Source organism: Kitasatospora sp. NPDC004615 (assembly GCF_042873545.1).
Classification (GTDB): Bacteria; Actinomycetota; Actinomycetes; order Streptomycetales; family Streptomycetaceae; genus Kitasatospora.
In genome coordinates this window covers 387760-409361 of record NZ_JBIALQ010000005.1, presented here as the reverse complement: position 1 = coordinate 409361, position 21602 = coordinate 387760, and the positions used below count along the sequence as shown (strand labels likewise).

General features: G+C 74.2%; 21 protein-coding genes and 1 pseudogene. 4 read left to right on the top strand and 18 right to left on the bottom strand.

What is annotated here, in order from left to right; translation table 11 throughout:
* Positions 1-241: 241 nt before the first annotated feature.
* The 4 genes and pseudogenes from ACFYS8_RS19810 to ACFYS8_RS19795 form a co-directional block, all read right to left on the bottom strand.
* Positions 242-478, bottom strand: a pseudogene (locus tag ACFYS8_RS19810) (hypothetical protein); the annotation flags it as partial.
* A 413-nt stretch (positions 479-891) separates the two neighbouring features.
* Positions 892-1947, bottom strand: coding sequence for an ABC transporter substrate-binding protein (locus tag ACFYS8_RS19805; RefSeq protein WP_387642803.1), 1056 nt, complete (start codon positions 1945-1947; stop codon positions 892-894).
* Between the two features lie 46 nt (positions 1948-1993).
* The gene (locus ACFYS8_RS19800; RefSeq protein ID WP_387642802.1) at positions 1994-2854 is read right to left on the bottom strand and encodes an ABC transporter permease; all 861 of its coding nucleotides are present in this window, start codon (positions 2852-2854) and stop codon (positions 1994-1996) included.
* The gene (locus ACFYS8_RS19795) at positions 2844-3668 is read right to left on the bottom strand and encodes an ABC transporter ATP-binding protein (protein ID WP_387642801.1); all 825 of its coding nucleotides are present in this window, start codon (positions 3666-3668) and stop codon (positions 2844-2846) included. Before ACFYS8_RS19795 ends, ACFYS8_RS19800 begins: the two co-directional genes overlap by 11 nt.
* Positions 3669-3902: 234 nt before the next feature.
* Between ACFYS8_RS19795 and ACFYS8_RS19790 the strand changes: the two genes are divergently transcribed.
* From ACFYS8_RS19790 to ACFYS8_RS19780, 3 genes are all read left to right on the top strand, one after another.
* Positions 3903-5483, top strand: coding sequence for an ATP-binding protein (locus ACFYS8_RS19790; protein WP_387642800.1), 1581 nt, complete (start codon positions 3903-3905; stop codon positions 5481-5483).
* Positions 5480-6166, top strand: coding sequence for a response regulator (locus tag ACFYS8_RS19785; protein ID WP_387642799.1), 687 nt, complete (start codon positions 5480-5482; stop codon positions 6164-6166). Before ACFYS8_RS19790 ends, ACFYS8_RS19785 begins: the two co-directional genes overlap by 4 nt.
* 622 nt (positions 6167-6788) lie before the next feature.
* Complete coding sequence (locus ACFYS8_RS19780; protein WP_387642798.1) at positions 6789-7607, top strand: methyltransferase domain-containing protein; 819 nt, start codon at positions 6789-6791, stop codon at positions 7605-7607.
* A 111-nt stretch (positions 7608-7718) separates the two neighbouring features.
* Here ACFYS8_RS19780 and ACFYS8_RS19775 read toward each other — a convergent pair whose 3' ends face one another.
* Both ACFYS8_RS19775 and ACFYS8_RS19770 read right to left on the bottom strand, forming a co-directional pair.
* Entirely contained in the window at positions 7719-8270 is a 552-nt protein-coding gene (locus ACFYS8_RS19775) for a GNAT family N-acetyltransferase (protein ID WP_387642797.1), read from the bottom strand.
* An 85-nt stretch (positions 8271-8355) separates the two neighbouring features.
* A complete protein-coding gene (locus tag ACFYS8_RS19770) occupies positions 8356-9351 on the bottom strand; it encodes an aldo/keto reductase (protein WP_387642796.1) in 996 nt (331 codons plus the stop codon).
* Between the two features lie 93 nt (positions 9352-9444).
* Between ACFYS8_RS19770 and ACFYS8_RS19765 the strand changes: the two genes are divergently transcribed.
* Positions 9445-10155 carry a TetR/AcrR family transcriptional regulator gene (locus ACFYS8_RS19765; protein ID WP_387642795.1) on the top strand — a complete coding sequence of 237 codons (711 nt, stop codon included), beginning with the start codon at positions 9445-9447 and terminating at the stop codon, positions 10153-10155.
* 4 nt (positions 10156-10159) lie between these two features.
* Here the strand turns inward: ACFYS8_RS19765 and ACFYS8_RS19760 are convergent, their stop codons facing one another.
* The 12 genes from ACFYS8_RS19760 to ACFYS8_RS19705 all read right to left on the bottom strand — a co-directional run bounded on the left by ACFYS8_RS19760 (position 10160) and on the right by ACFYS8_RS19705 (position 21327).
* A complete protein-coding gene (locus ACFYS8_RS19760) occupies positions 10160-11263 on the bottom strand; it encodes a helix-turn-helix transcriptional regulator (RefSeq protein ID WP_387642794.1) in 1104 nt (367 codons plus the stop codon).
* Between the two features lie 88 nt (positions 11264-11351).
* A complete protein-coding gene (lanKC, locus tag ACFYS8_RS19755) occupies positions 11352-13922 on the bottom strand; it encodes a class III lanthionine synthetase LanKC (protein WP_387642793.1) in 2571 nt (856 codons plus the stop codon).
* 194 nt (positions 13923-14116) lie between these two features.
* On the bottom strand, positions 14117-14272 hold the full coding sequence (locus ACFYS8_RS19750) for a hypothetical protein (RefSeq protein ID WP_387642792.1): 156 nt from the start codon (positions 14270-14272) through the stop codon (positions 14117-14119).
* Between the two features lie 34 nt (positions 14273-14306).
* Complete coding sequence (locus ACFYS8_RS19745; RefSeq protein ID WP_387642791.1) at positions 14307-14462, bottom strand: hypothetical protein; 156 nt, start codon at positions 14460-14462, stop codon at positions 14307-14309.
* 5 nt (positions 14463-14467) lie between these two features.
* The gene (locus ACFYS8_RS19740; protein ID WP_387642790.1) at positions 14468-14626 is read right to left on the bottom strand and encodes a hypothetical protein; all 159 of its coding nucleotides are present in this window, start codon (positions 14624-14626) and stop codon (positions 14468-14470) included.
* A gap of 15 nt (positions 14627-14641) precedes the next feature.
* Positions 14642-14827, bottom strand: a complete 186-nt coding sequence (locus ACFYS8_RS19735; protein WP_387642789.1) for a hypothetical protein — start codon at positions 14825-14827, stop codon at positions 14642-14644.
* Positions 14828-14884: 57 nt separating this feature from the next.
* Positions 14885-15460 (bottom strand): GAF domain-containing protein, encoded by a 576-nt coding sequence (locus ACFYS8_RS19730; protein ID WP_387642788.1) that lies wholly within the window; start codon positions 15458-15460, stop codon positions 14885-14887.
* A 40-nt stretch (positions 15461-15500) separates the two neighbouring features.
* Positions 15501-16355: a S8 family serine peptidase gene (locus ACFYS8_RS19725; protein WP_387642787.1), complete on the bottom strand. Its 855-nt coding sequence runs from the start codon at positions 16353-16355 to the stop codon at positions 15501-15503.
* Entirely contained in the window at positions 16355-19420 is a 3066-nt protein-coding gene (locus ACFYS8_RS19720; RefSeq protein WP_387642786.1) for an adenylate/guanylate cyclase domain-containing protein, read from the bottom strand. Before ACFYS8_RS19720 ends, ACFYS8_RS19725 begins: the two co-directional genes overlap by 1 nt.
* A complete protein-coding gene (locus ACFYS8_RS19715; RefSeq protein ID WP_387642785.1) occupies positions 19407-19610 on the bottom strand; it encodes an aroma-sacti cluster domain-containing protein in 204 nt (67 codons plus the stop codon). The genes ACFYS8_RS19720 and ACFYS8_RS19715 overlap by 14 nt, the downstream gene beginning before the upstream one ends.
* Complete coding sequence (locus tag ACFYS8_RS19710) at positions 19607-20275, bottom strand: iron-containing redox enzyme family protein (protein ID WP_387642784.1); 669 nt, start codon at positions 20273-20275, stop codon at positions 19607-19609. The genes ACFYS8_RS19715 and ACFYS8_RS19710 overlap by 4 nt, the downstream gene beginning before the upstream one ends.
* Positions 20272-21327: a radical SAM/SPASM domain-containing protein gene (locus ACFYS8_RS19705; protein ID WP_387642783.1), complete on the bottom strand. Its 1056-nt coding sequence runs from the start codon at positions 21325-21327 to the stop codon at positions 20272-20274. Before ACFYS8_RS19705 ends, ACFYS8_RS19710 begins: the two co-directional genes overlap by 4 nt.
* Between the last annotated feature and the right edge of the window lie 275 nt (positions 21328-21602).

Genomic DNA, 21602 nt, shown 5'->3' with positions numbered 1-21602 from the left:
ACATCGGCGGGGCCTGGTCGTGCAGTGGGCGGATCGGCGGCGCGAGGGAGTTCCTGGTGCGGTGCCCGGATTCTGCGGTGGCCTTCGGGCTGGCTGTGGCGTGAACCTAAAAGGTCTGAACCAGTCACGTCAAGCCCTGTGGATTCGGTTCTTGAATGCTCAATGTGCTTTCAGGGCTTGGCCTTTGACATTTCATCAGCGTTGCCGTTAAGTCTTGACGCCGAGGTGTGGGCGCGGTTCACTCGGGGAGGCCGGTCCGGAACCGGCTCCGGCGTGGAAGTGATCGCAGAGCTGGACTATGTGCGGCAGCATGAACGCCGCGGTCGCAGGACTTGTCCCCGGCGGCCGCGTCGGGACGGGTGCGGGGTCGGCCGACCGGCCCGCGGGCCCGAACCTTCCGCAGCACGGGGATGAACTGCGGGCTGTCGGCGGCCTGACCCTCGGTCAGAACGAACGCCGGTGGCGGGCACTTGCGCTCGCGTCACGAAGGAGGGCGTAGCGTGGCGACGGTCTCCATCACCCGCGTTCGGGCAGTGGCGGGCGGGGAAAGGGCGGCGGCTCGCACCCGAAGGGGCGGGGCCGTGACCAGGTGAAGAGCCCCCGGACCGAGGGCCGCCCGCAGGACACCCGGTGCGGGGGCGGCGAGCACGCAGGCCTACCCGCACCCCGAGCCCGGCGACCCGGTGTACGGCTGACAGGCCCGCTCGGCGATGCCGGCGGGGCCCGTACCCGTTCTCCTCGCCCATCGACCGCCGCAGGATCGCCAGCGGTTCGGCGCTCAACCGCCTGCCGTGCGCCGATTGTTCGGCTGATCCGATTTCGCCACTGTCCGCCCGGCGGTCCCGCGCCCGTTGTGCGGAGGGCTCGGGACCGTCACCGGTGGCGGGAGGGTCAGCCGGTGGCCTTGGTGGCGAACTCGGTGGTGTAGGTCTTGGACAGGTCGACGGTGGACTCCTTGCCCTGGACGTCCGGGTGGAAGGCGGCCAGCACGGAGAGCACGGTCTCCGGGCCGCCGGCGGGCATCAGGCCGTCGGTGGTGAACATCGGCAGGGTGGCCTTGATCGCGGCCGCGTACTCGGCGGCGCCGCCTTGGGCGTAGTCGGCGGGCATCTGGGCGGCGATCTCCTCCGGGGTGTGGGTGTTCATCCACTTCAGGGTTTTCACGAAAGCGTTGGCGAGCTTCTGGACGGTGTCCTTGTTGCCGTTCACCCAGGCGGTGTTCATGTAGAGCGAGGAGGAGGGGTAGAGGCCGCCGAGCGCGGCCCGGGAGCCTTCGGGGGTGCGCATGTCGTACAGGACGGTGCCGAGTTGCTTGGACAGGATGTTCGCCACCGTCGGGTCGGTGGTCATGCCGGCGTCGATCGAGCCCTGCTGGAGCGCGGCGATGAAGGTCTGGCCGGCGCCGACCGCGATCGGGCTGAACTCGTTCGCGCTGACGCCGTTCTTGACGGCCAGGTACTTGGTGAGGAAGTCGGTGGAGGAGCCGATGCTGGTGACGCCGAGCTTGCGGCCCTTGAAGTCCGCGCCGGTCTTGATCGCGTCGGCCTGCTTGGCGGAGACCACTTCGACCTCGCCGGGGGCCTGGGCGAACTGGACGACCGATTCGACGCTCTTGCCCTTGGCCTGCAGGTCGATGGTGTGGTCGTAGAAGCCCACGGCGCCCTGTACGTCGCCGGCCAGCAGCGCGGTGGTGGCGTTCACGCCGGCCGGCTCGCTGAGCAGTTCGACGTTGACGCCGGCGTCGGCGAAGTAGCCGAGTCGCTGGGTCAGCATGGCGGGCAGGTAGATGACCTTGTCCAGGCCGCCGACCATGATCTTGACGGTGGGGCCGTCGACCTTCTTCCCCGCGGGGGCGGCGCCGTTGTGCGAGGTGGCGGCGTCGTTGGCACAGGCGGCCAGCGGCAGCAGGAGGACGGCGGCGAGGGCGGCGGCAGCGGTTCTGCGCATGGTGGGGGGAGCCTCTCGGGGTGAAGGGGGAACGGGTGGGGTGGGGTCAGCGGCCGTCGCCGGTGTCGGCCGGCTTCCAGCGGAACAGCCGCTTCTCGGCGAAGGTCAGCAGGCCCTCGGTCAGCAGCGCGACCACGGCCAGGATGGTCATCGCGGCGTACACGCCGGCCGCGTTGAAGGTGCCCTGGGCGGCGGCGACCATCAGGCCCAGACCCTTGGTGGCGCCGATGTACTCGCCGACGATCGCGCCGATCAGGGCGAAGCCGAAGCTGACGTGCAGGCTGGTGAAGATCCAGGTGGTGGCGGCGGGGATGACCACCTGCAGGGTGACCTTGCGGTTGTCGGCGCCCAGGATGCGGGCGTTGGCGACCAGGTTGCGGTCCACCTCGCGGGCGCCCTGGAAGGCGTTGAAGAACACCGGGAAGAACACCAGGACCACGGCGGAGGCGACCTTGGAGGCGGGGCCGAGGCCGAACCAGATCAGGAAGATCGGTGCCAGCACGATCCGCGGGATCGCGTTCAGCACCTTGACGTACGGGCCGAACACGTCGGCCAGGAAGCGGACGCGGCCCAGCGCGATGCCCAGCAGCACACCGCCGGCCACGCCCAGTACCCAGCCGGTCAGCGCCTCGTACAGGGTGTAGCCGATCTGCTCGCCGAGCGAGCCCTGCGCGGTGCCGTGGGTGATCCACTGCCAGATCTGGTCCCAGATCCTTGACGGCTGGGAGAAGTTGAACGGGTCGATCACCCCGGTGCGGGAGCAGACCTCCCACAGGCCGAGGAAGGCGGCCAGCACGGTGGCCCGGGCCCCGTACACGCCCAATTTGCGGTTGCGGGCGGCCCGTTCACGGATCTCGGTGCGGGTGGCCGCGGGCGCGGCAGGGGCGGGGGCGGTCTCAAGCGGCACGACCCGCTCCTCTCTCACGGGTGATGCGGACCTCTTCGCCCAGCGAGGCCCAGATCTCGCGGTACAGCTCGACGAAGCGCGGCTCCAGGCGGACGGCCTCGACGGTGCGCGGGCGCGGCAGGTCGACGGTGAAGATCTCCTTGACGGTGGCGGGGCCGGCGGTCATCACGACCACCCGGTCGGCCAGCGCGATCGCCTCGTCCAGGTCGTGGGTGACGAAGACCACCGACGAGCCGGTGCCCGCCCACAGCTCCAGCAACTGGTCGGACATCAGCGCCCGGGTCTGCACGTCGAGTGCGGAGAACGGCTCGTCCATCAGCAGGATCCGCGGGTCGTTGACGAAGGTCTGGGCCAGCGCGACGCGCTTGCGCATGCCGCCGGAGAGCTGGTGCGGGTAGCGGTCCTCGAACGCCGACAGGCCCACCCGGGCCAGCCAGTCGCGGGCCTTCTCCCGGGCCTGCTCGGCCGGGACGCCGCGGAAGCGGGGACCGGCCATGACGTTGGAGAGCACCGTGCGCCACGGGAAGACGGCGTCCTGCTGGAAGACGAAGCCGACGTGCCCGTTGATGCCGGACACCGGCTCGCCGTACACCCGCACCTCGCCCTCGGTGGGTTCCTCCAGGCCGCTGACCAGGGTCAGCGTGGTGGACTTGCCACAGCCGGTCGGGCCGACGACGGCGACGAACTCGCCCGGGGCGACGGTCAGGTCGAGCTCCCGGACGGCGGTGTGCAGGGTGCCGGACGGCGTCCGAAAGCGTTTGGTCGCCCCGGTCAACTCGATCGCCGGGACGGCCCCGGCCTTGTGCGGGTCCACGTGAACCACCTCCTCCTCGGCCGGCTCCCACGCCGGCCCGCTGCTGTGGACCGGGACGCTACGAGCAGCGGGAGCGGCGCGGGAGCCTTGCGGGCGTATCGCGGCTTTGCGGCGTTGAGGGGTGTTGTGCTCGTTTTGCTTCCGCTACAACAACGGGGGCGGGGGCTGACAGAAACACCCCGGAAACATAGGGTGACCTGCACCCTCGCCCCGCCGCGCCGGAAGGAGACCGCGATGAGGCGCCCCCACTGGCCCCGCCGGGTCTTCGCCCAGCTCCTGCTCGCCCAGACGGTCGTGACCGTCGGCGTCAGCGCCCTGACCGCCGGGCTGTTCCTCGCCCCGGTCAGCCGCGAACTCGACCGCGCGGCCATGCAGCGGGCGCTGGCCATCGCCCAGGTCACCGCCACCGACCCGAACGTCGCCGCAGCCGCGGCCGCCCGCGACTCGGACACCGCCCAGGACGTCGCCGAACGGGTGCGGCGCTCCACCGGAGCCGAGTTCGTCGTCATCACCGACACCGCGGGCATCCGGCTCTCGCACACCGACCCGACCCGGATCGGCCTGCGGGTCTCCACCGACCCCGAACCCGCGCTGCGCGGCGAGAGCGTCACCGCGATCCAGGACGGCACCCTGGGGCGCACCGCCCGCGGCAAGGTGCCGCTGCGCCTGGCCGACGGCCGGATCGTCGGCGAGGTGTCGGTCGGCCTCAGCGACGACTCGATCCGCGGCCAGCTGCTGTCGATGGCCGGCGGCATCCTGCTGTGCGCGGGCGCGGGCCTGGTCGTCGGCCTCGCGGCCACGCTGGTGCTCGCCCGGCGTTTGAAGCGCCGCACCCACAACATCGCGGTCGCCGACATCGCCGCCCTGCTGATCGAGCGCGAGGCCATGCTGCACGGCATCCGCGAGGGCATGCTGGCGCTCGACGCCTCCGGCCGGATCCGCCTGGCCAACGACGAGGCGCTGCGCCTGCTCGCGCTGCCGGCCGACTGCGCCGGGCGCACCGTCGACGAGGTCCTGCCGCCGGGCCGGCTCGCCGACGCGCTGACCGGGCGGATCGAGGGCGCCGACCTGCCGGCCGTCCGCGACGAGCGGGTGCTGGTCGTCAACCGGACCGCCCCCGCCGATGGCGGCGCCGTCATCACCCTCCGCGACCGCACCGAACTGGAGTACCTGGTGAGGGAGTTGGACCACACCCGGGGGCTGACCGAGGCTCTGCGGGCGCAGGACCACGAGCACGCCAACCGGATGCACACCCTGCTCGGGCTGCTCGAACTCGGCCGACACGACCAGGCCGCCGCGTTCATCTCCGAGCAGTCCGGCTCGCACGCCGCGCTCGCCGCCCGGATCGGCGCACAGGTCCAGGACCCGCACCTGGCTGCCCTGCTGGCGGGCAAGGCCGCCGTCGCCGCCGAACGCGGCATCCGGCTGACCGTCACCTCCGACAGCCACCTGCCCGACGCCGCCGTCGACGCCCGGACCCTGGTCACCGTGGTCGGCAACCTGGTCGACAACGCCCTGGACGCGGTGCCGGGCGGCGCCGTCGAGGTGCGGCTGCGCGCCGTCGGCCCCACCGTGCTGGCCGAGGTCGCCGACAGCGGCCCCGGCGTCCCGGCGCACCTGCGCGAGCGGATCTTCGAGGAGGGCTGGACCAGCAAGGGCGCCCCCGCGCACCGCCCCCGCGGCCTCGGCCTCGCCCTGGTACGCCGCCTGGTCGAACGCTCCGGCGGGCGACTCGCCGTCGGCACCGGAGCTCTCGGCGGGGCCCGCTTCACCGTCGAACTGCCCGAGGCCCTGCACACCGTGGAGAACGCATGATTGACGTCCTCGTGGTCGACGACGACTTCCGGGTCGCGGACGTACACGCCGCGTACGTCGCGAAGATCCCGGGGTTCCGGGTCACCGGGACCGCGCACAGCGCCGGCCAGGCACTGGCCGTCCTCGAACGCGCCCCCGTCGACCTGGTGCTGCTCGACCACCACCTGCCCGACGAAAGCGGCCTGGCCCTGGTCCGACGCCTGCGTGAAGCCGGCATCCGCTGCGACGTCATGATGGTCACCGCCGCCCGCGACGTCTCCACCGTCCACGAGGCGATGCAACACGGCGCCCTGCAGTACCTGGTCAAGCCATTCAGCTTCGCCGGCCTGCGCGACAAACTCACCGCCTACGCCGACCTGCGCCACGCCCTGGCCGGACCCGCCGCCCGGGAGACCTCCCAGGACGAGGTCGACCGGATGTTCGCCGCCCTGCGTACCGCGGCCTCTCCGGCCACCGCCCTGCCCAAGGGCCACAGCGCGCCCACCACCGACCTCGTCCTCGGGGCCCTGCGCGACGCCGGGCAGCCACTGTCCGCCCAGCAGGTCGCCGACGCCACCGGCCTGTCGCGCTCCACCGCCCAGCGCTACCTCAAGCACCTGGCCCGCGACCGCCGACTGCGCCTGTCCCTCCGCTACGGGGACACCGGCCGCCCCGAGCACGAATACCTGCTCGCCACCCGCTGAGGCCGACCAAAGGCTGTCCCGTGACTGATGGCCCGCCAGGTCTCCCGCTGCTCCGCCCTGCATCTCGGCGGCGCCCCGGACGGTCGGGCGTACTGCCGGCGCACGACCCGGTGGGCACGGTGGTCTGTGCCATGGACCGCGCCGTCGTGAACACCGTGCTGGTCGCCGGGAACGCGGTCAAGCGGCACGGGCAGCTCCTCCACCCGAGCTGCCGGGCCGAGGAGCTGCGGCTCACCGGTTGAGCCCGCAGCTCACCTGCGGACGAGCACGCCCTCCTCGACGGCGGCCAGCGCGTCCCGCAGCACGCGGTTCAGCAGTTCCGCCTCGGGCTCCCGCACTCACGCTCCGGTCAGCACTCCTGCGGCGCACCCGGCGTTGCGGGCGGGCTGCGGTCCACGGCCGCCGCAGTGGCAGCCGGGCCTGGGAGCGGGAGCGCTCGAAGGTGCTCACCGGCAGGCGTTCGATGTGGTTGCGGGAGTGGGTGCGCCGGTTGCGGCCCGGGCGCGCACGGCCGCGCCGGGACGGGATGCGAAGCGGTTGAACGAGGCGGAGGAGGCGCGTCACCGCGCCTGTGCACTGGAGGCGCGGGGCCGGCCGGTGCGGGCATGCCTACAGTGGAGCCATGACCGATCGGCGCCCCACATCGGCGTTCCACGCGGCCAACACCGACCCGGCGGTCACGGACCGGCTGATCGCCGCGCTGGACGCCCAGGCTGCCAACCCGGGCGTGCGTCGGCTGCGTGCCTGGGCCCGCGCGGGCCTCGCCGCAATGCCGGGCGAGCGGGCGGTGGACATCGGCTCCGGCACCGGCTCGGAGACCCAGGTACTCGCCGAGGACGTCGGCCCGGACGGCTCCGCGATCGGCGTGGAACCCCACCCGGGCCTGCGCGCCGAGGCGGAACGGCGCGCGGCGGAGGCCGGCAGCCGGGCCCGCTTCGTGGATGGTGACGCGCTCGCCCTGTCGCTGCCCGACGCGGGTTTGGACGCCGTCCGGTGCGAGCGCGTCCTCCAGCACCTGTCCGAACCGGCGCGGGCCGTCACCGAGATCGCCCGGGTTCTGCGCCCGGGCGGCAGGGTCGCGCTGCTCGACACCGACTGGTCCACTTTCGTGCTCCACCCCGTCGACCCGGCGGTCCTGCCCGCGCTGGCCACCATCGCCCAGGGCACCGCCGCCACCTCCGACGCCGGACGCCGTCTCACCCAGTGGCTCACCGACGCGGGCCTGACCGTCGACCGCACCGGCGCCGACGTCCTCCTGCACGACCCGCGCACTGTCAGCCTGCCGATCGTGCAGGGCCTCGCCACCGCCGCCCTGGACCGGGGTCTGATCTCCGAGGAACAGCGCGACCGGCTGTACGCCGACCTCACCGCCGCCGCCGACCGGGGCGCCTTTCACCTGTCGGTGACGATGTTCGCCGCCGTGGGTCACCGCCCCGGCTGAGCACGCGGACACGGTTGCGACCTGTTGGGGAACCACCGGACCGGCCGGATCGCAGAGCGTGCCCGGACACTCCGCAGGGGAGTGCCCGGGGCTGCTTCCGAGGCTGTTTCGTTATCGGGTGGGCTTGATTTCGCGGGGCTTCCACTCGTCCGAGAGGAGGCCGAGGACGGCCTGGTCCGCGTACCCGCCGTATGCCCAGGCGGCGCGTCGTAGGGTTCCCTCCAGGACGAATCCGGCGCGGGCCGCGGCGGCGAGCATCGGGGTGTTGTCGGTCAGTGTCTCGAGCTGGAGGCGCTGGAAGCCACGGACGAGGAATCCGTACTCGCACAGGGTGTGCACGATGTCGACGGCCAGGCCGCGGCCGCGGAACGCGGGGCGCAGGGCGAGGCCGAGATGAGCCGTCCGGCTGTGGGTGTCGATGCCCCAGAGCAGGGCCTCGCCGGCCAGTTCCTGCGACTCCAGCTCGACGACGGAGAAGCAGGCCGCCTCGTCGGACGGCCCGGGCACCACGAACGGGGAGTGGCCCGACGCGGCGGAGATGGGCTGCCAGGGGCGGGAGTCGGCGCGTGACCGGGTGGCCACGTCCTCGTACAGCTCGGAGTGCAGGACCGGGATGTCGCTGTCGTGTCGGGCGCGCAGCCCGATCAATTCGCCTTGAATCACGGGCAATTGGTATCGGCACGGGCGGCAGGTGATCAACTGACTTACGCCTGCTGTTATGGCGGCCATGCGACGGCCTCGGGGGCGGTCAGCGTTCGCTGTCGAGCTGGGCCATGAACGGGGCGGCGTAGCGGCTGCCGGCGGCGGAGTCGGCGGGGACGGCCCGTTCGATGGCGGTGAGGTCGGCGGCGGTCAGGTCGAGGGTGCCGGCGGCGAGGGCCTCGGCGAGGCGGTCGCGGCGGCGGGCGCCGACCAGGGGGACGACGTCCTTGCCCTGGGCGGCGACCCAGGCGATGGCGACCTGGGCGACGGTGGCGCCCTTGGTGTCGGCAACGGCGCGCAGGGCCTCGACCAGGGCCAGGTTGTGGTCGAGGTTCTCGCCCTGGAAGCGCGGGCTGAAGCCGCGGAAGTCGCGCTCGCCGAGCTCGCGCTGCCGGCTCCAGTGGCCGGAGAGCAGGCCACGGGAGAGCACGCCGTAGGCGGTGATGCCGATGCCGAGCTCGCGGGCGGTCGGCAGGATCTCGGCCTCGATGCCGCGGGAGAGCAGCGAGTACTCGATCTGCAGGTCGGCGATCGGGTGCACGGCGTGGGCGCGGCGCAGCGTCTCGGCGCCGACCTCGGACAGGCCGATGTGGCGGACCAGTCCGGCCCGCACCATCTCGGCGATCGCGCCGACGGTCTCCTCGATCGGGACGGCCGGGTCGAGCCGGGCCGGGCGGTAGATGTCGATGTGGTCGGTGCCGAGGCGGCGCAGCGAGTAGGCCAGCGAGGTCTTCACGGCGGCCGGGCGGGCGTCCACGCCGAGCGGGGCGCCGAGCGGGTCGCGCAGGGCGCCGAACTTGACGCTGATCACGGCGCTGTCGCGGTCGCGCCCGCGCAGGGCGTCGCGCAGCAGCATCTCGTTGTGGCCCATGCCGTAGAAGTCGCCGGTGTCCAGCAGCGTGATGCCGGCGTCGAGCGCGGCGTGGACGGTGGCGACGGATTCGGTGTCGTCGGCGGCGCCGTAGGCGTCCGACATGCCCATCAGGCCGAGTCCGAGGGCGGAGACGACCGGGCCGTCGGTGCCGAGGGTGCGCGTGTCCATGAGAGGTTCCCCGTTCGCTCGGTATCAATGCTAACGAGAGGACCGTAGCACTGATAATCCAGCGCTAACAAGATTCCGGTAACGTTGCTCCACATGAGCAGCGCCGACACCCCCGCCGACCCCCGCGAACGCATCCTCGCCGCCGCCGCCGAACTCCTCGCCCAGGGCGGCAGCGAGGCCATGTCCACCCGCGCCGTCGGCGCCGCCGCCGGCGTGCAGGCGCCGACCCTCTACCGGCTGTTCGGCGACAAGCAGGGCCTGCTGGACGCCGTGGTGAACTACGGCTTCGCCCGCTACCTCGCCGAGAAGGCCTCCCGCACGCCCGGCTCCGACCCGGTCGACGACCTGCGCCGCGGTTGGGACCTGCATGTCGGATTCGGCCTCGCCCAGCCCGCCTTCTACACGCTGATGTACAACGCCGCCCGCCCCGGCGAGGCCGTCGAGGCCGCCGAACGGGCCGGCCGGATGCTCACCGCGATGCTGGAACGCGTCGCCCGCGACGGCCGGCTGCGCCTGCCCGTGCCGATGGCCGCGCAGATGCTCCGCGCCGCCGCCCTCGGCGTCACCCTGACGCTGATCGCCGAACCGCCCGCCACCCGCGACGTCGCGCTGTCCGTCCGCACCCGCGAGACCGTCCTCGCCGCCATCACCTGCGCCCCGGCCCCCGCTCCCGAGCAGCTCACCCCCGCCGCCCTCGCCATCGCCCTGGACGCGACCCTGCCCGAGCGGCCGAACCGGTTCACGGCGGCCGAGACGGCGCTGCTGCGCGAGTGGCTGAACCGCTTGATGGGCGAGGCCGACTGACCGTTCAGGGCCCGGGGTTGAGGGCCAGCATGATCAGGGCGGTCAGCTCCTGGCGGCGGCTCACCCCGGTCTTGGTGAAGACCGACTTGAGGTGGTCCTGGACGGTGTACGGGGCCATCGCCAGGCGCTGCGCGACCTCGCGGGTGTCGGCGCCGCGGATCAGCAGCAGCGCCACGTCCTGCTCGCGCGCCGTGAGGCCGTAGGCGGCCAGGTGCAGCGGGATGACGTGCGCGGGGGAGGCGGGGGTGGCGACCACGGTGACCTCGTCGGCGGCCGAACCGCCGGCCCGGGCGTCGCGGGCGTCGCGGGCCGGTGAGGCGTGCAGCAGGTACCAGTGGCCGTCGTGGGTGCGGATCCGGACCGGGATCTGCGGGGTCGGCAAGCCGTGCGCGGCGCGGCGGGCGTGCTCGGCGGCCATCGCGATCGCGGTCGGCACGTCGAGCGAGGTGGGGGAGGGGTCGGCGACCCGGGAGAGCAGTTCCTCCGCCGGGCCGGACAGTGTGCGCGGCCGGTTGTGCCGGTCGAGCAGCAGCACGGCGGGGGTGGGGTCGGCGGGCGCCGGACCGGTCGGCGGGAGGTGGCTGGTGCGCAGCGCCTGGCCGAGCAACCGGGCTGCGGTGTCGGCGAGTTCGCGCTGCCGCGCCGGGTACGGGCCGCGGTCGGTGGCGCGCATGAAGGCGGCGCAGCCCCACATGCCGCCCGCCGCGTCGAACACCGCGCGCAGCTCGTCGCCGAAGCCGTACCGGGAGATCTGCTCGCGGAAGCGGATGCTGTTCTGCGGCGCGCCGCGGCTGGCCCGGCTGAGCGTCTCGGCCTGCACCCCGCTGCTGCGGATCTTCGGGAAGGTGGCGAGGTCGTCCGCCCACACCTCCAGGTGCACCGCGTCCTCGAACTGGCCGAGGTTGAGGTCGTCGCTCTGCACCGAGTTGACCAGCCCGGTGGCCGGGTCGGTCGTGTGCCAGCAGACCGCGTCGAACTCCAGTACGGGGCGCAGGAGTTCATCGGCATGGCGGAACAGCTGACTGGTGGTCAGGCGCTGCGCGGTGAGTTCCCGCAGGCCTTCGATCGCCGCGCGCGCGGCGGCGCGCTGCGGTCCGCGTAATCCCATGGGCGGACGCTAGCATCCGTGTTCGGGTTGTGGCGACGGTGTGTGCGCAGCTGATCACTGTGCGACGGTGTCGGTGCGGGCCACCGGCTCACCCGGCCGGGGCGTCGAGGGTGAACAGCAGGTCGGCGCGCGGCGCGAGGACCTGGTCGAGGGCGAGCAGGACGCCGGCCGAGCCGGTCCACAGTTCGGTGCTGTACCGCAGCAGGCCCATGCCGAGGAAGCGCACCGTCCCGTCGTGCGGCACCGCGTGCTTGTACAGCCCGCGGGCGGCGCGGACGGCCCCGGTGCGGGAGTGCTCGTCACCGGTCAGCAGGGCGTGCTCGGCGAGGACGAACGCGAACCCGGCGGCACCGTTGTACAGGGCGGGCAGCGCGGTGTGGGTGCCGTGCAGCGGGGCGAGCAGGCGCGGCACGGCGGCGGCCAGCCGTTCGTCGGCGACGGTGCGCAGGTACCGGGCGGCGACGTGGGCCAGGCCCGCCGAGCCGCAGTCCAGGTACGGCATGGCGCGCCGGTCCTCGGCGGAGACCGGGAACAGCAGGCCCGGCGCGTCCGGGTCGGTGGCCCGGTCGAGTTCGGCGTGCAGCAGGGCCAGGCCCCTCGGCAGCAGTGAGGTGTCGCCGGTGACCCGGGCGAACTGCTGGTGGGCCAGGGCCAGTCCGGCGCGCCCGTGCAGCAGGCCGGTGGCGTCGTCGGGGCCGAGCCGGGGCGACAGGTCCGCCCCGTCCGGCTGGGCGGTCAGCAGGGCGTGCGCGCGCTCGGCGTGGTGTGCGTCGCCGGTGCGGCGGTACAGCGCGAGGTGGCCCATCGCCAGGCCGGCCGCGCCGCCGGACAGGGTGGCGCTCCGCCCGGTCAGCGGGTGCGCGTCGGCGGTGTCCAGCAGGCTCCGGGCCTCGTCCAGCAGGCCGTGTTCGGCCAGCACCCAGGCGATCCCGGCCAGGCCGACGTAGAGCCCGGGCGCGAGCTCCGGGCCGGCGGCGAGGGCGTCGCGGCGCAGCCGCTCCAGCGCGCCCTCGGGGGCGGCGATGCCGCAGCGGTGCAGCGCGTGCAGCACGCCGGCCGCACCGTAGAGCACGCACAGGGTGTTGGCGGTGTACCCCTGCGGGACGGTCGGGAAGGTCCGCGCCGGGTGCGCCGGGTCGGCGGCGGCGAGCAGCCCGGCAGCGGTGGCGTCGCGCAGCTCGGCGAGGTGGCGCTGCGGGTCGGCGGCGACCTCCTCCGGCGAGGGCAGCGCCGGGTTCTCGCTCGGCGGGTGGTAGCGGGTGGCGCGCTTCCACAGCACCTCGCTGATCGGGGCGCTCCCGGTCAGGTCGTGGTGGAAGTGGGTGAGCGAGTCGGGCGTGCGGCCGGGGGTGTTCGGCAGGCAGCCCAGCAGCAGCATCGCCAGGCCGCTGACGCCGAAGTCGTCGTGGGCGGTGCGGCCGTCACGCTCCACGACGTGCCGCGGCGCGACGTACCCGGGCGTGCCCATCCGGCCGGGGGTGTCGCCGGGGCCGCAGGCGGTCTCGAAGTCGATCAGCCTGATGCCGTCGTCGGGCGTCACCAGCACGTTGGCCGGGCTGACGTCCACGAACGTCCAGCCGAGGGCGTGCAGGCGTTCCATCGCGGCCTCGATCGCGGCGAGGATCCGCTCGCACCGCGCGTAGTAGGCCGCGAACTCCTCGGCGGTGCTGCCGGTCTTCAGCCCGGGGTGGCCGGTCGGCGGGATCCGGTTCAGCGCCTTGCCCCCGACGAACTCGGTGACCATGAACTCGTGCCCACCCGCCCGGAATTGAGCGATCGGCTCCGGCGCCAGGCCGGGCGCGAGAGCGTGCAGGGCGGTCAGCGTCCGCCACTCCCGGTGCAGCCGGGAGACCGCGTCGTCCTCGCCCTCGCCCAGACCGTGGAACTGTCGGGCCTCCTTGACGAACACCTTCCGGCCGGTGGCGACCTCCACCCCCTGGTAGGCGCCGCCGCCGCTCGAGTGGACGATCGCGTCCCCGACCGAGAAGCCGCGCAGCACCACCGGCCCCTCGGGGCGGGCCGGGACCGGGCGCACCGCGAACGGGTCGGCGATGCCCGCCGGCAGCTGGAACGAGGCACCGCGCCGGTCCGGCACCTCCTCGCCACCGGCACCGCGGGTCAGCAGGGTGCGGGTGCCGTCCGCGTCCAGCCGCTCGCGCGTCCGGTACGCCCCGTACCGGTACTGGACGGTCTCGCTGCCCGGGAAACGGCGGTCCGTCAGGATCAGCGGCCCCTGCTCGCCGTCCAGCGCCTCCCGCAGCGCCTCCATCAGGCGGCGGGAGGCGGCGGTGTCCGCCGGGTACGCGACGATGAACTTGCCGCTCTGCGGCCGGGACGCGTGCTTGCGGTGGATCCACCAGTACCAGTGGTCGGTGGCGAGATGCTTGAACGCGACGTCCTGCGCGAAACAGATCTCCGCGACGGTGTCCAGCACGGCGGCCGCGCGTGACCGGCGCGCGGAGACGTGCACCTTCCAGCCGTCCGCGGGCAGCGCGGGCATCCCCTCCCGGTGCCACATCGTCCACACCCCGCTCGCCACCCCCAGCCAGCCCTCGGCGGGCCGGCCCGGCGTGAACGGGTCGCCCTTCGGCGCGGCGGTGTCCAGCGGCGCGTAGTACTCCCGGTCCGCGACGGTGAACTCCGCCGGCGCCTCGGCCATGAACGTCTCCTGTCGGGTGATGGCGGGAGCTAGTGCCGCGTCAGGCAGCCTTTGCCCGTCAAGGAGCGGCGTCCGGTGCGTGCTATCGGCGTGCCGGACGGAAGCCCTCGTACTGGATGTACTTGGGTTTTCGACCGGTGCGGCGAGAGTGCGTGCCGGGCGTCGCGACGGGGCGAAGGTTGCCTGACGCGGCACTAGAACACCATTTCGGTGGTCGGCGGCCAGCAGTTGTGGCAGGCGGTGTCGTGGGCCTCGACGTCGTCGCCGGTGTCGGCGGTGGCGGTCTCCTGGAGGGAGAGGACGGTCTCGGTCTCGGCGGCGTCGTGGTCGGGGGTGCGGTCGGTGCTCATCGCGGTCTCCCGTGTTCGGATGGGGGTGGATCGGTCAGGCCTGGGGGAGGTGGGTGGCGGTGAAGCTGGTGAGGTCGCCGGTCTGGACGCTGAACGCGGCGTGGGCCCGGACGTCGTCGTCCGCGACGCCGGGCGCTTCCTGGAGGACGCGGACGGCCTCGGCCTCGGCGGCGCTGTCGTCGGTGCTCACGGGCCCTACAGCGTCTCGGTCACGATGATGGTGTTGCAGGCCACGCTGAGGACGCTGAAGACGTGGCCCTCGACGTCCTCGGCCTCGGCGGCGGGTGCCTGCTGGAGGGAGCGGACGGCTTCCGCCTCGGCGGCGGCGTCCTCGGGAATGCGGTCGGTGCTCATATTGGCCTCCGGAGGCTAGGCGACCGTGATGGTCATGGTCTCGGGGGAGCAGAACACGCTCTGGACCAGGCCGTGGGCCTCGATGTCGTCGGCGGTGGCGGTCTCCTGGAGGGAGAGGACGGCCTCGGACTCGGTGGCGCTGTCCTCGGGGGTGCGGTCGTCGGTGCCCATCGCGGTCTCCTCGTCACTCAGATGGCTCAACTGCCTTGGCGGAAAGGGTAGTTGGCGCCGCTTCAGGGCCGGTTCAGGGCCGGTACATCACCAGTCGGCGCGGTCGCCGATCAGCCGCTGCACCTCGGCGAGCAGTCGTACCGCCCGGTCGCGGTCGCCCGCGGCGAGTGCCGGGGCCGGGCCGTCGACGGCGACCCGCAGGGCCACCGCGGCCTGGCGGGCGAACAGGGCGAGCAGGTCGAGTTCCGGGAGGCAGGCCCGGGTGGGGCCGGGGGCCGGGTCCAGCACCTCCAGGACGCCCAGGACGCGGTCGCCGTGAATGAGCGGGGCGGCCATCAGGGCGTCCGGGACGTAGCCGGTGGACTCGGCGACCTCCTGGTCGAAGGACGTGCTGCGGCGCAGGTCGTCGACGATCATCGGCTCGCCCGAACCGGCCACCCAGCCGGCGATGCCCTGGCCGGCGGGGAAGCGGCGGCCGATCAGGAACTCCTGCCCCTGGCCGGACACCGCCTGGAAGACCAGCTCGAAGGACTGGTGGTCGAGCAGCAGGATCGAACCGGCCTGGGCGCCGAAGATGGCGCGGGCCACATCGACCACCGACTGCAGGAGTTCCGCCACCACGGGATCGGTCGACGGCGCGGCGGGGGCGGTTGACTGGGTCATCTCGACCACGGTCCCTTTCTCACGACGTGCGGCCCGGCGCTCACCGGGTGCCGCCGACATGGACGTTCGCTGCGGACAGGTACAGGGCGTGCTTCAGCTGGAACGGCGTCAGCCTGGGCCGCTCGGACAGGATCCGGGCGCACAGGCCCGCGACGAACGGCGTCGCGAAGCTGTTGCCACTGCTGCGCAAGGTGGCGCCGCCGAGCCAGGCCACCTCGACGTTGACGCCGGGGCCGAAGAACTCCACCGGCGGCTCGGGGTTGTACAGGTGCAGATCGGGGTCGTCCTCCCGGTGGCTGCCCACCGAGATCACTGACGAGAACCGCCACGGGAAGCTCTCCACCTGGGCGTTGTGGGCGGACGCGACGATCGTGCTGCGCCCGAAGTACGCCTCGTCGGCCAGCACGTGCAGGTCCTCCAGGTACCGGGTGCGGGTGGTCGACAGGCTCAGGTTGATCACGTCGAAGCCCTGCCGGATCGCCCACCGCAGCCCCGCCAGCAGCACGTCGCCGCTGCCGGTGAAGCGCTCGCCGAGCACCCGGACGCTGTGGATCTCGCAGTCCGGCGCGGCCCGCCGGACGATGCTCGCGCAGGCCGTGCCGTGGCCGGAGACGTCGCCCGGGTCGTCCGCGCCGAGCGCCTCGACCCGGATCGTCCCGGCCTCGTCCTTGCGCACCACGTGCGCGCCCGCCACCGGTCCGACCAGCGGATGGGACCCGTCCACGCCGGAGTCGACCACGCAGACCCGCACGCCCCGCCCGGAACCCCCGACCAGCGTGCCCGCCGCGGGCCGCTCGGGCAGCGCGTCCGCCTCCGTCCGGACGTCCTCGGGGGTCCGGCCGGCGAGGCGCCAGGTCAGGCCGCGCGGGGGCACGGCGTGGGGCACGGTCGTCATCACGAAACTGCCTCTCTGCGGGGATGGTGGCCGGCCAGGGCCTCGGCGAGCCGCACGCCCGGGCCGTGCCCCTTGGCCGCGAATCGGCCGCCGGCCGCGGCGGCGGACAGCAGACGCTGCTGGTCCAGGCCGAGCAGCGCGGCGGTACGGGCCAGGTCGGCGGCGGCCAGGCCCTGCAGGATCGGCGAATCCGTCCGGCCGGCCACCTCGACCGCGCCGCGGGCCAGCCGCAGCGCGGGCACCCGGTCGCCGCCGGCGGCCGCCAGCCGGGCCCGCAGGCCGTCGCGCTCCGCCAGCGTCGCGAACGACAACCGGCCGCCGGCGCGGGCCCGCTCCTCCTCCAGCGCGGCCAGCGCGGCCCTGGCGGCCCGGCGCTCGTCCAGGTCCAGGTGCAGGCGTGCCATGTCGAGCAGCGCACCGCTCAGCAGCGCACCCCCGCCCAACTCCCGGGCGGCCGCGGCCGTCGCCGCCAGCAACTCCAGCGCCTCCCTCGGCCGACCACCGAGCGCCGCCACCGTCGCGCCGAACAGCGGCAGGAACGCCGCCGCCTCCGCGTACCCCAGCCGCTCGGCGTGGTGCGAGGCCTCCGCCAGGCAGGCCGCCGCCCCCGCCCGGTCGTCGCCGAGCGCCAGCAGCACCGCCAGCGGACAGTTCAACGTCACCCGCACCGCCCGCCGCCCCCGGCCCTGTGCGGCCAGCAGGTCCTGGCAGCGCTTTATCGCGGTGGCGGCCGGCACCGGACCGCGCCACAGCGACACCCCGATCGCACCCAGCGCCGACGCCCGCTCCTGCTCGCCGTCCGAACGCTCGGCATGCCGCAGCGCCCGCGCCAGCAACCGGGTCGCCGCCGCGTGCCGCCCGTCGATCTGCTCCTGCTGCGCCAGCCGCAGACAGGCCCGCGCCTGACCCAACTGGTCGCCCGCCCGCTGGAACACCGGCAGGGTCTCCCGGGCCACCGGCGCGGGCGCCCGCTGCTGGCCGACGGCCGCCAGGCTGAGCCGCGCGTGCGCCGCCTCCACCGGATCGTCCGCACTCGCACCGACCTCGGCGAGCAGCACCCGGCCCGGCTCGATCCGGCCCAGCGCGAGCAGCGCCTCGCCCAGCCGGCGGGCCGCCGGAAGCCGCCCGTCCTCGCCCGGGTGCAGCAGCGCGGTCGCCCTGGTCAGCAGCTCCACCGCCCAGCCCGGGTCGGTCCGGGCCGCCGCCCGGGCACCCGCCTCGGCCAGCGCGGCCGCCGCGCCCCGCCGCAGCGCGTCCGTGCGCTCGCCGTGCAGACCCAGCTCGGCCCGGTACCGGTGCGCGCGCTCCAGATGGCCGCCGACCACCGCCGGGCCACCCGCCCGCACCGAACGCAGCGCGGCCGCCCGCTCGTGCCGTTCGGCCCGGCCCTGCTTGGACAGGCACTCGTACGCGACCTCCTGCACCACGCCGCTGGCGAACCGGAACGACGCACCGTCCGCCACCACCAGCCGGTGCCGCCCCAGCCGCCGCAGCGCCGCCGACAGATCGGGACCGGCGGTGTCCAGCGCCGCCAACTCATCGGCGGCGAACTCGCGGCCCAGCACGCACGCCAGATCGACCGCCCGCCGCTCGGCCGGGTCCAACGCGTCCAGCCGGGCTCCGATCAGCGTCTGCAGGGTCAGCGGAACCCCGTCGCCGCGCTCGCTCTTGTTCGCCGGGGCCGTGAGCAGCTGTTCCAGATGCAGCGGATTGCCGCCCGCCCGCTCCAGCAGGTGCGCGGGCGCCGCCCCGCCCAGCGCCCCGGCCAACTGCCGCGCCTCCCGGTCGGACAGCGCACCGAGCGTCAGCACCCGGTGCGGACCGGCCGGGCCGGCGTCCAGCAGCTCGGGCCGGCCCAGCACCGCCACCAGCACCGGGGCGTCCGCGAGTGCCGCCACCACCCGGTCCAGCAGGTCGAGCAGCAACGCGGCCGCCCAGTGCGCGTCGTCGATCACCAGCACCAGCGGCGCGCGCCCCGCCAGCGCGCCCAGCAGCTCGACCAGCGCCGCGCCGGTGTCCTCCGGCGACGGCGTCGGCGTGCCGTCCGCGAGCAGGCCCTGCGCCAGCACCTCCAGGCCGGGCAGCTGCCGGTGGTCGGGGGCCTTGGCCAGCAGCGCGGTGACGGCGTCCGCCAGCGGCTGAAGGCCCGCCTGCTCGCCCGGCGGGCGGCACCGGCCCGCACCGAACCGGCCGGAGTTGCTCGAGAGTTCGAGCCAGTGCCGGAGCAGCCGGGTCTTGCCCTGACCAGGCTCGCCGCCCAGCACCAGCAGGCGGGCCGTTCGCTCGGTGGCTGTGCGTTCGAACTCCGTGTCCAGCAGCGCCAGTTCGGCTTCGCGGCCGACGAACGGCAGGTCGAGGCGCTCCGGCGCCCTGAGCTCCAGCCCGAGCAGCCGGTGCGCCGTCACCTCCTGCTCCTTGCCCTTGAGCCGCAGCGGCCCGACCTCGACCGCCCGCACCCCCTCGCCCGCGGCCCGCAGGGTGTCCGGACCGATCAGCACCTCGCCCGGCCCGGCGTTCTGCTCCAGCCGCGCCGCGACGTTCACCACCTCGCCGGACACCAGCGCCTGCCGCGCCGACGCGTCCGAACCCGTCACCACCCGGCCCGTGTTGACGCCGATCCGGACCGTCAGCCGTAGACCCAACTCGGCGTGCAGCTCCTCGTTGAGCGCCCGCAGCGCCGCCAGCATCCCGAGCGCCGCGGCCAGCCCCCGCCGGGCGTCGTCCTCGCGCACCGACGGCACGCCGAACACCGCCATCACGGCATCGCCGATGAACTTCTCCACCGTGCCGCCGTGCTCCTCGATCGCCGCCCGCATCGCGTCGAAGTAGCGCAGCGTCACCCCGCGCAGCGCCTCCGGATCGAGCGTCCCCGACAGCGCCGTCGAACCGACCAGGTCGCAGAACAGCACCGTGACGATCTTGCGGCCGGCCGTCTCCGGACCCCGGGCGTCGGCGCGCGGAGTCCCGCACGCCGCGCAGAACCGGGCCTCCACCGGCAGCGGACGGTGGCACCCCGGGCAGCGCCCGCCCGCCGGATCCGGGCCGAACACGTCAGAAGAGAGCACCGCCCGCCACCTCCGCATGCCCCTGGACCTCCGGCCCGGCCTCCTCCAGCCGGCCCCGCAGATCGGTCAGCAGGCCGAGCTCCTGCTCGGTGAGCGAACGCAGCACCGCGTGCTGCTCCTCGGTGAGGCCGCTCAGGTCGAAACCGGCGGCAGCCAGGGCCGCCAGGGCCGGGTCGGTGCGGTCAGTCATTGCTGTCCTCCTGGATCCGCGGCGAGCTGGTGGAAGAGCCGGGCGAGGATGCCCGCGGTGTGCAGGGCGCTGACGGCGACCTCGGTCTGCTGCGCAGCTGTCAACTCGAGCCGGTCGAGCTGACGTCGGACCTCGGCGAGATGCCCCGCGTCGAGCGCCGCGTGCTCGCGCACCGTCCGGAACGCGGCTTCCGGCAGCCCCGTCCGGGCGGCCAGCACCCCCGCCAGGGCGGGCGACGGGGCATGGCCCTCCAGCACCGCGAGATAGCCGAGCAGCGCGGCCGGATGGCGGTGCTCGATCCGGTAGTACTGCGCGCCCGCCAGCTCCACCACCAGCGGCGGCGGCAACGGCGGTTCCTGCTGCTCCCCGGCCGCCACCAGATCCGCCAACAGCCAGGCGTCGTGCCCCCGTTCCTCCTCCGCGTGGACCGCGAAGTACGCCGCCAACCGCGGCGCCCACTCCTCGTCCAGCCGCGCACAGGCCGCCGCGGCGCGCTCCAGCAGCGGGACGGAGGCGACGGTCAGCGCGTGCATCGCCCACAGGTAGTCGATGTAGCGGCCTGTCAGATCGCCTTCTGGCCGCCACAGTCGGGAGCTCGCCCGATGCAGCGCGGGCGCGACCAGCGCCAGCCGGGCGTCCAGTGCGCGGGAGGCCGGGACGCTCACACCGGGCTCCCGGGCCGCACCAGATGCGCGTACGGCGCGCAGCCGTAGCGGCGCAGCAGGGCCACCGGGCCCTGGGCGCGCAGGCGGGCGGCGGAGAGCTGGTCCAGCAGCCGGCCGGCCGCGCCGGCCGCGGCGGCGTCGTCCGGGCCCGGCGCCGCCGGGAGGGCGCGGCAGCCGGCGCAGTAGCCGCCCTCGGCGGGGTCGGCGCCGCTGCGGGCACGCAACTGGTCCGGCCCGAGGGTGCGGATCAGCCGCAGCCGCGGCGAGTCCAGGGTGCGGCGGCGGACGGTCGGCCAGTCGTCCTCCGCGATGTGCCCGAGCCGCAGGTGCGGCGGGACGGGCCGCAGGTCCACCGTCCGCTGGTTGCAGCAGGCGAGCACCGTCCCGTCGGGCGCGACGGTCGGCCACGCCGCCATCGCGCACGGCCCGCCCGGCCCCGCCACCGTCCGGCCGCTGGTGGCGCGGCCGACCGCGCGCACCTCGTTGACCAGCATCGGCACCCGATCGCCGAACTCCTTGACCACCGCAGCCGTCGCCTCCGCCAGGTACGGATCGTCCGGGCCGCTACCCGTCAGGTGCAGGCTGACGGCCACCCCCGCGTCCAGCACCCGCGCCAGCACCCGGAACACGTCCGCACGCGAAACCTCGCGCTCGTGCGGGGCGTCCAGGCTGGCCGAGAAGTGGTCGAGCGCCGTGATCGTCCGCAGGATCGGCGCCGGGATACGACCGCCGTCGCGCGCGAAGAACAACCCACTCAGCAACGAGACCCGCGCCCCGGTGTGCTGCGCCGCGCGCGTCAGCTCGTACGCCAGCCCCGGCAGCAGCAGCGGCTCACCGCCGGTCAGCAGCACCACCTCCGGGCGCTGCTCCGGCATGAACGACCTTACGAACCGCAGGAGTTGAACGCGCCGTGTACCGTCCGGATGCTCGGCCGAGTCCATCGAGGAGGCCGTCGAACAGTGCGCACAACTCAACGGGCACCGCCGGGTCAGAGCAACCAACAACCCGGCGGCCGGCTCCGGACGCAGACCGAGGATCTCCGACAGCTCCACGTCCGTCCCTCCCCTCCGAGCGAGTGTCACCAGGACTGTGGGGGGCGCCGGTTGCGGGCCGGTACAGGGCCGCATAAGGGGCGGTACATCGGGCCGTTCGGTGACCTTGCCGTACAACAGCGTCGCGCGGCCGCGCAGGCTGCTCCGGGCCGGCGGCGCATGGTTGTTCGGACGCCTGCTCGAGGGCGGTCCCGCCCCGGGCCGGAGGCCGTCGATCCACCGTCCTGCCAATGCCCGCGAGGGCGGGAGCACCTGTGTTCGGAGAGCAGCTCCAT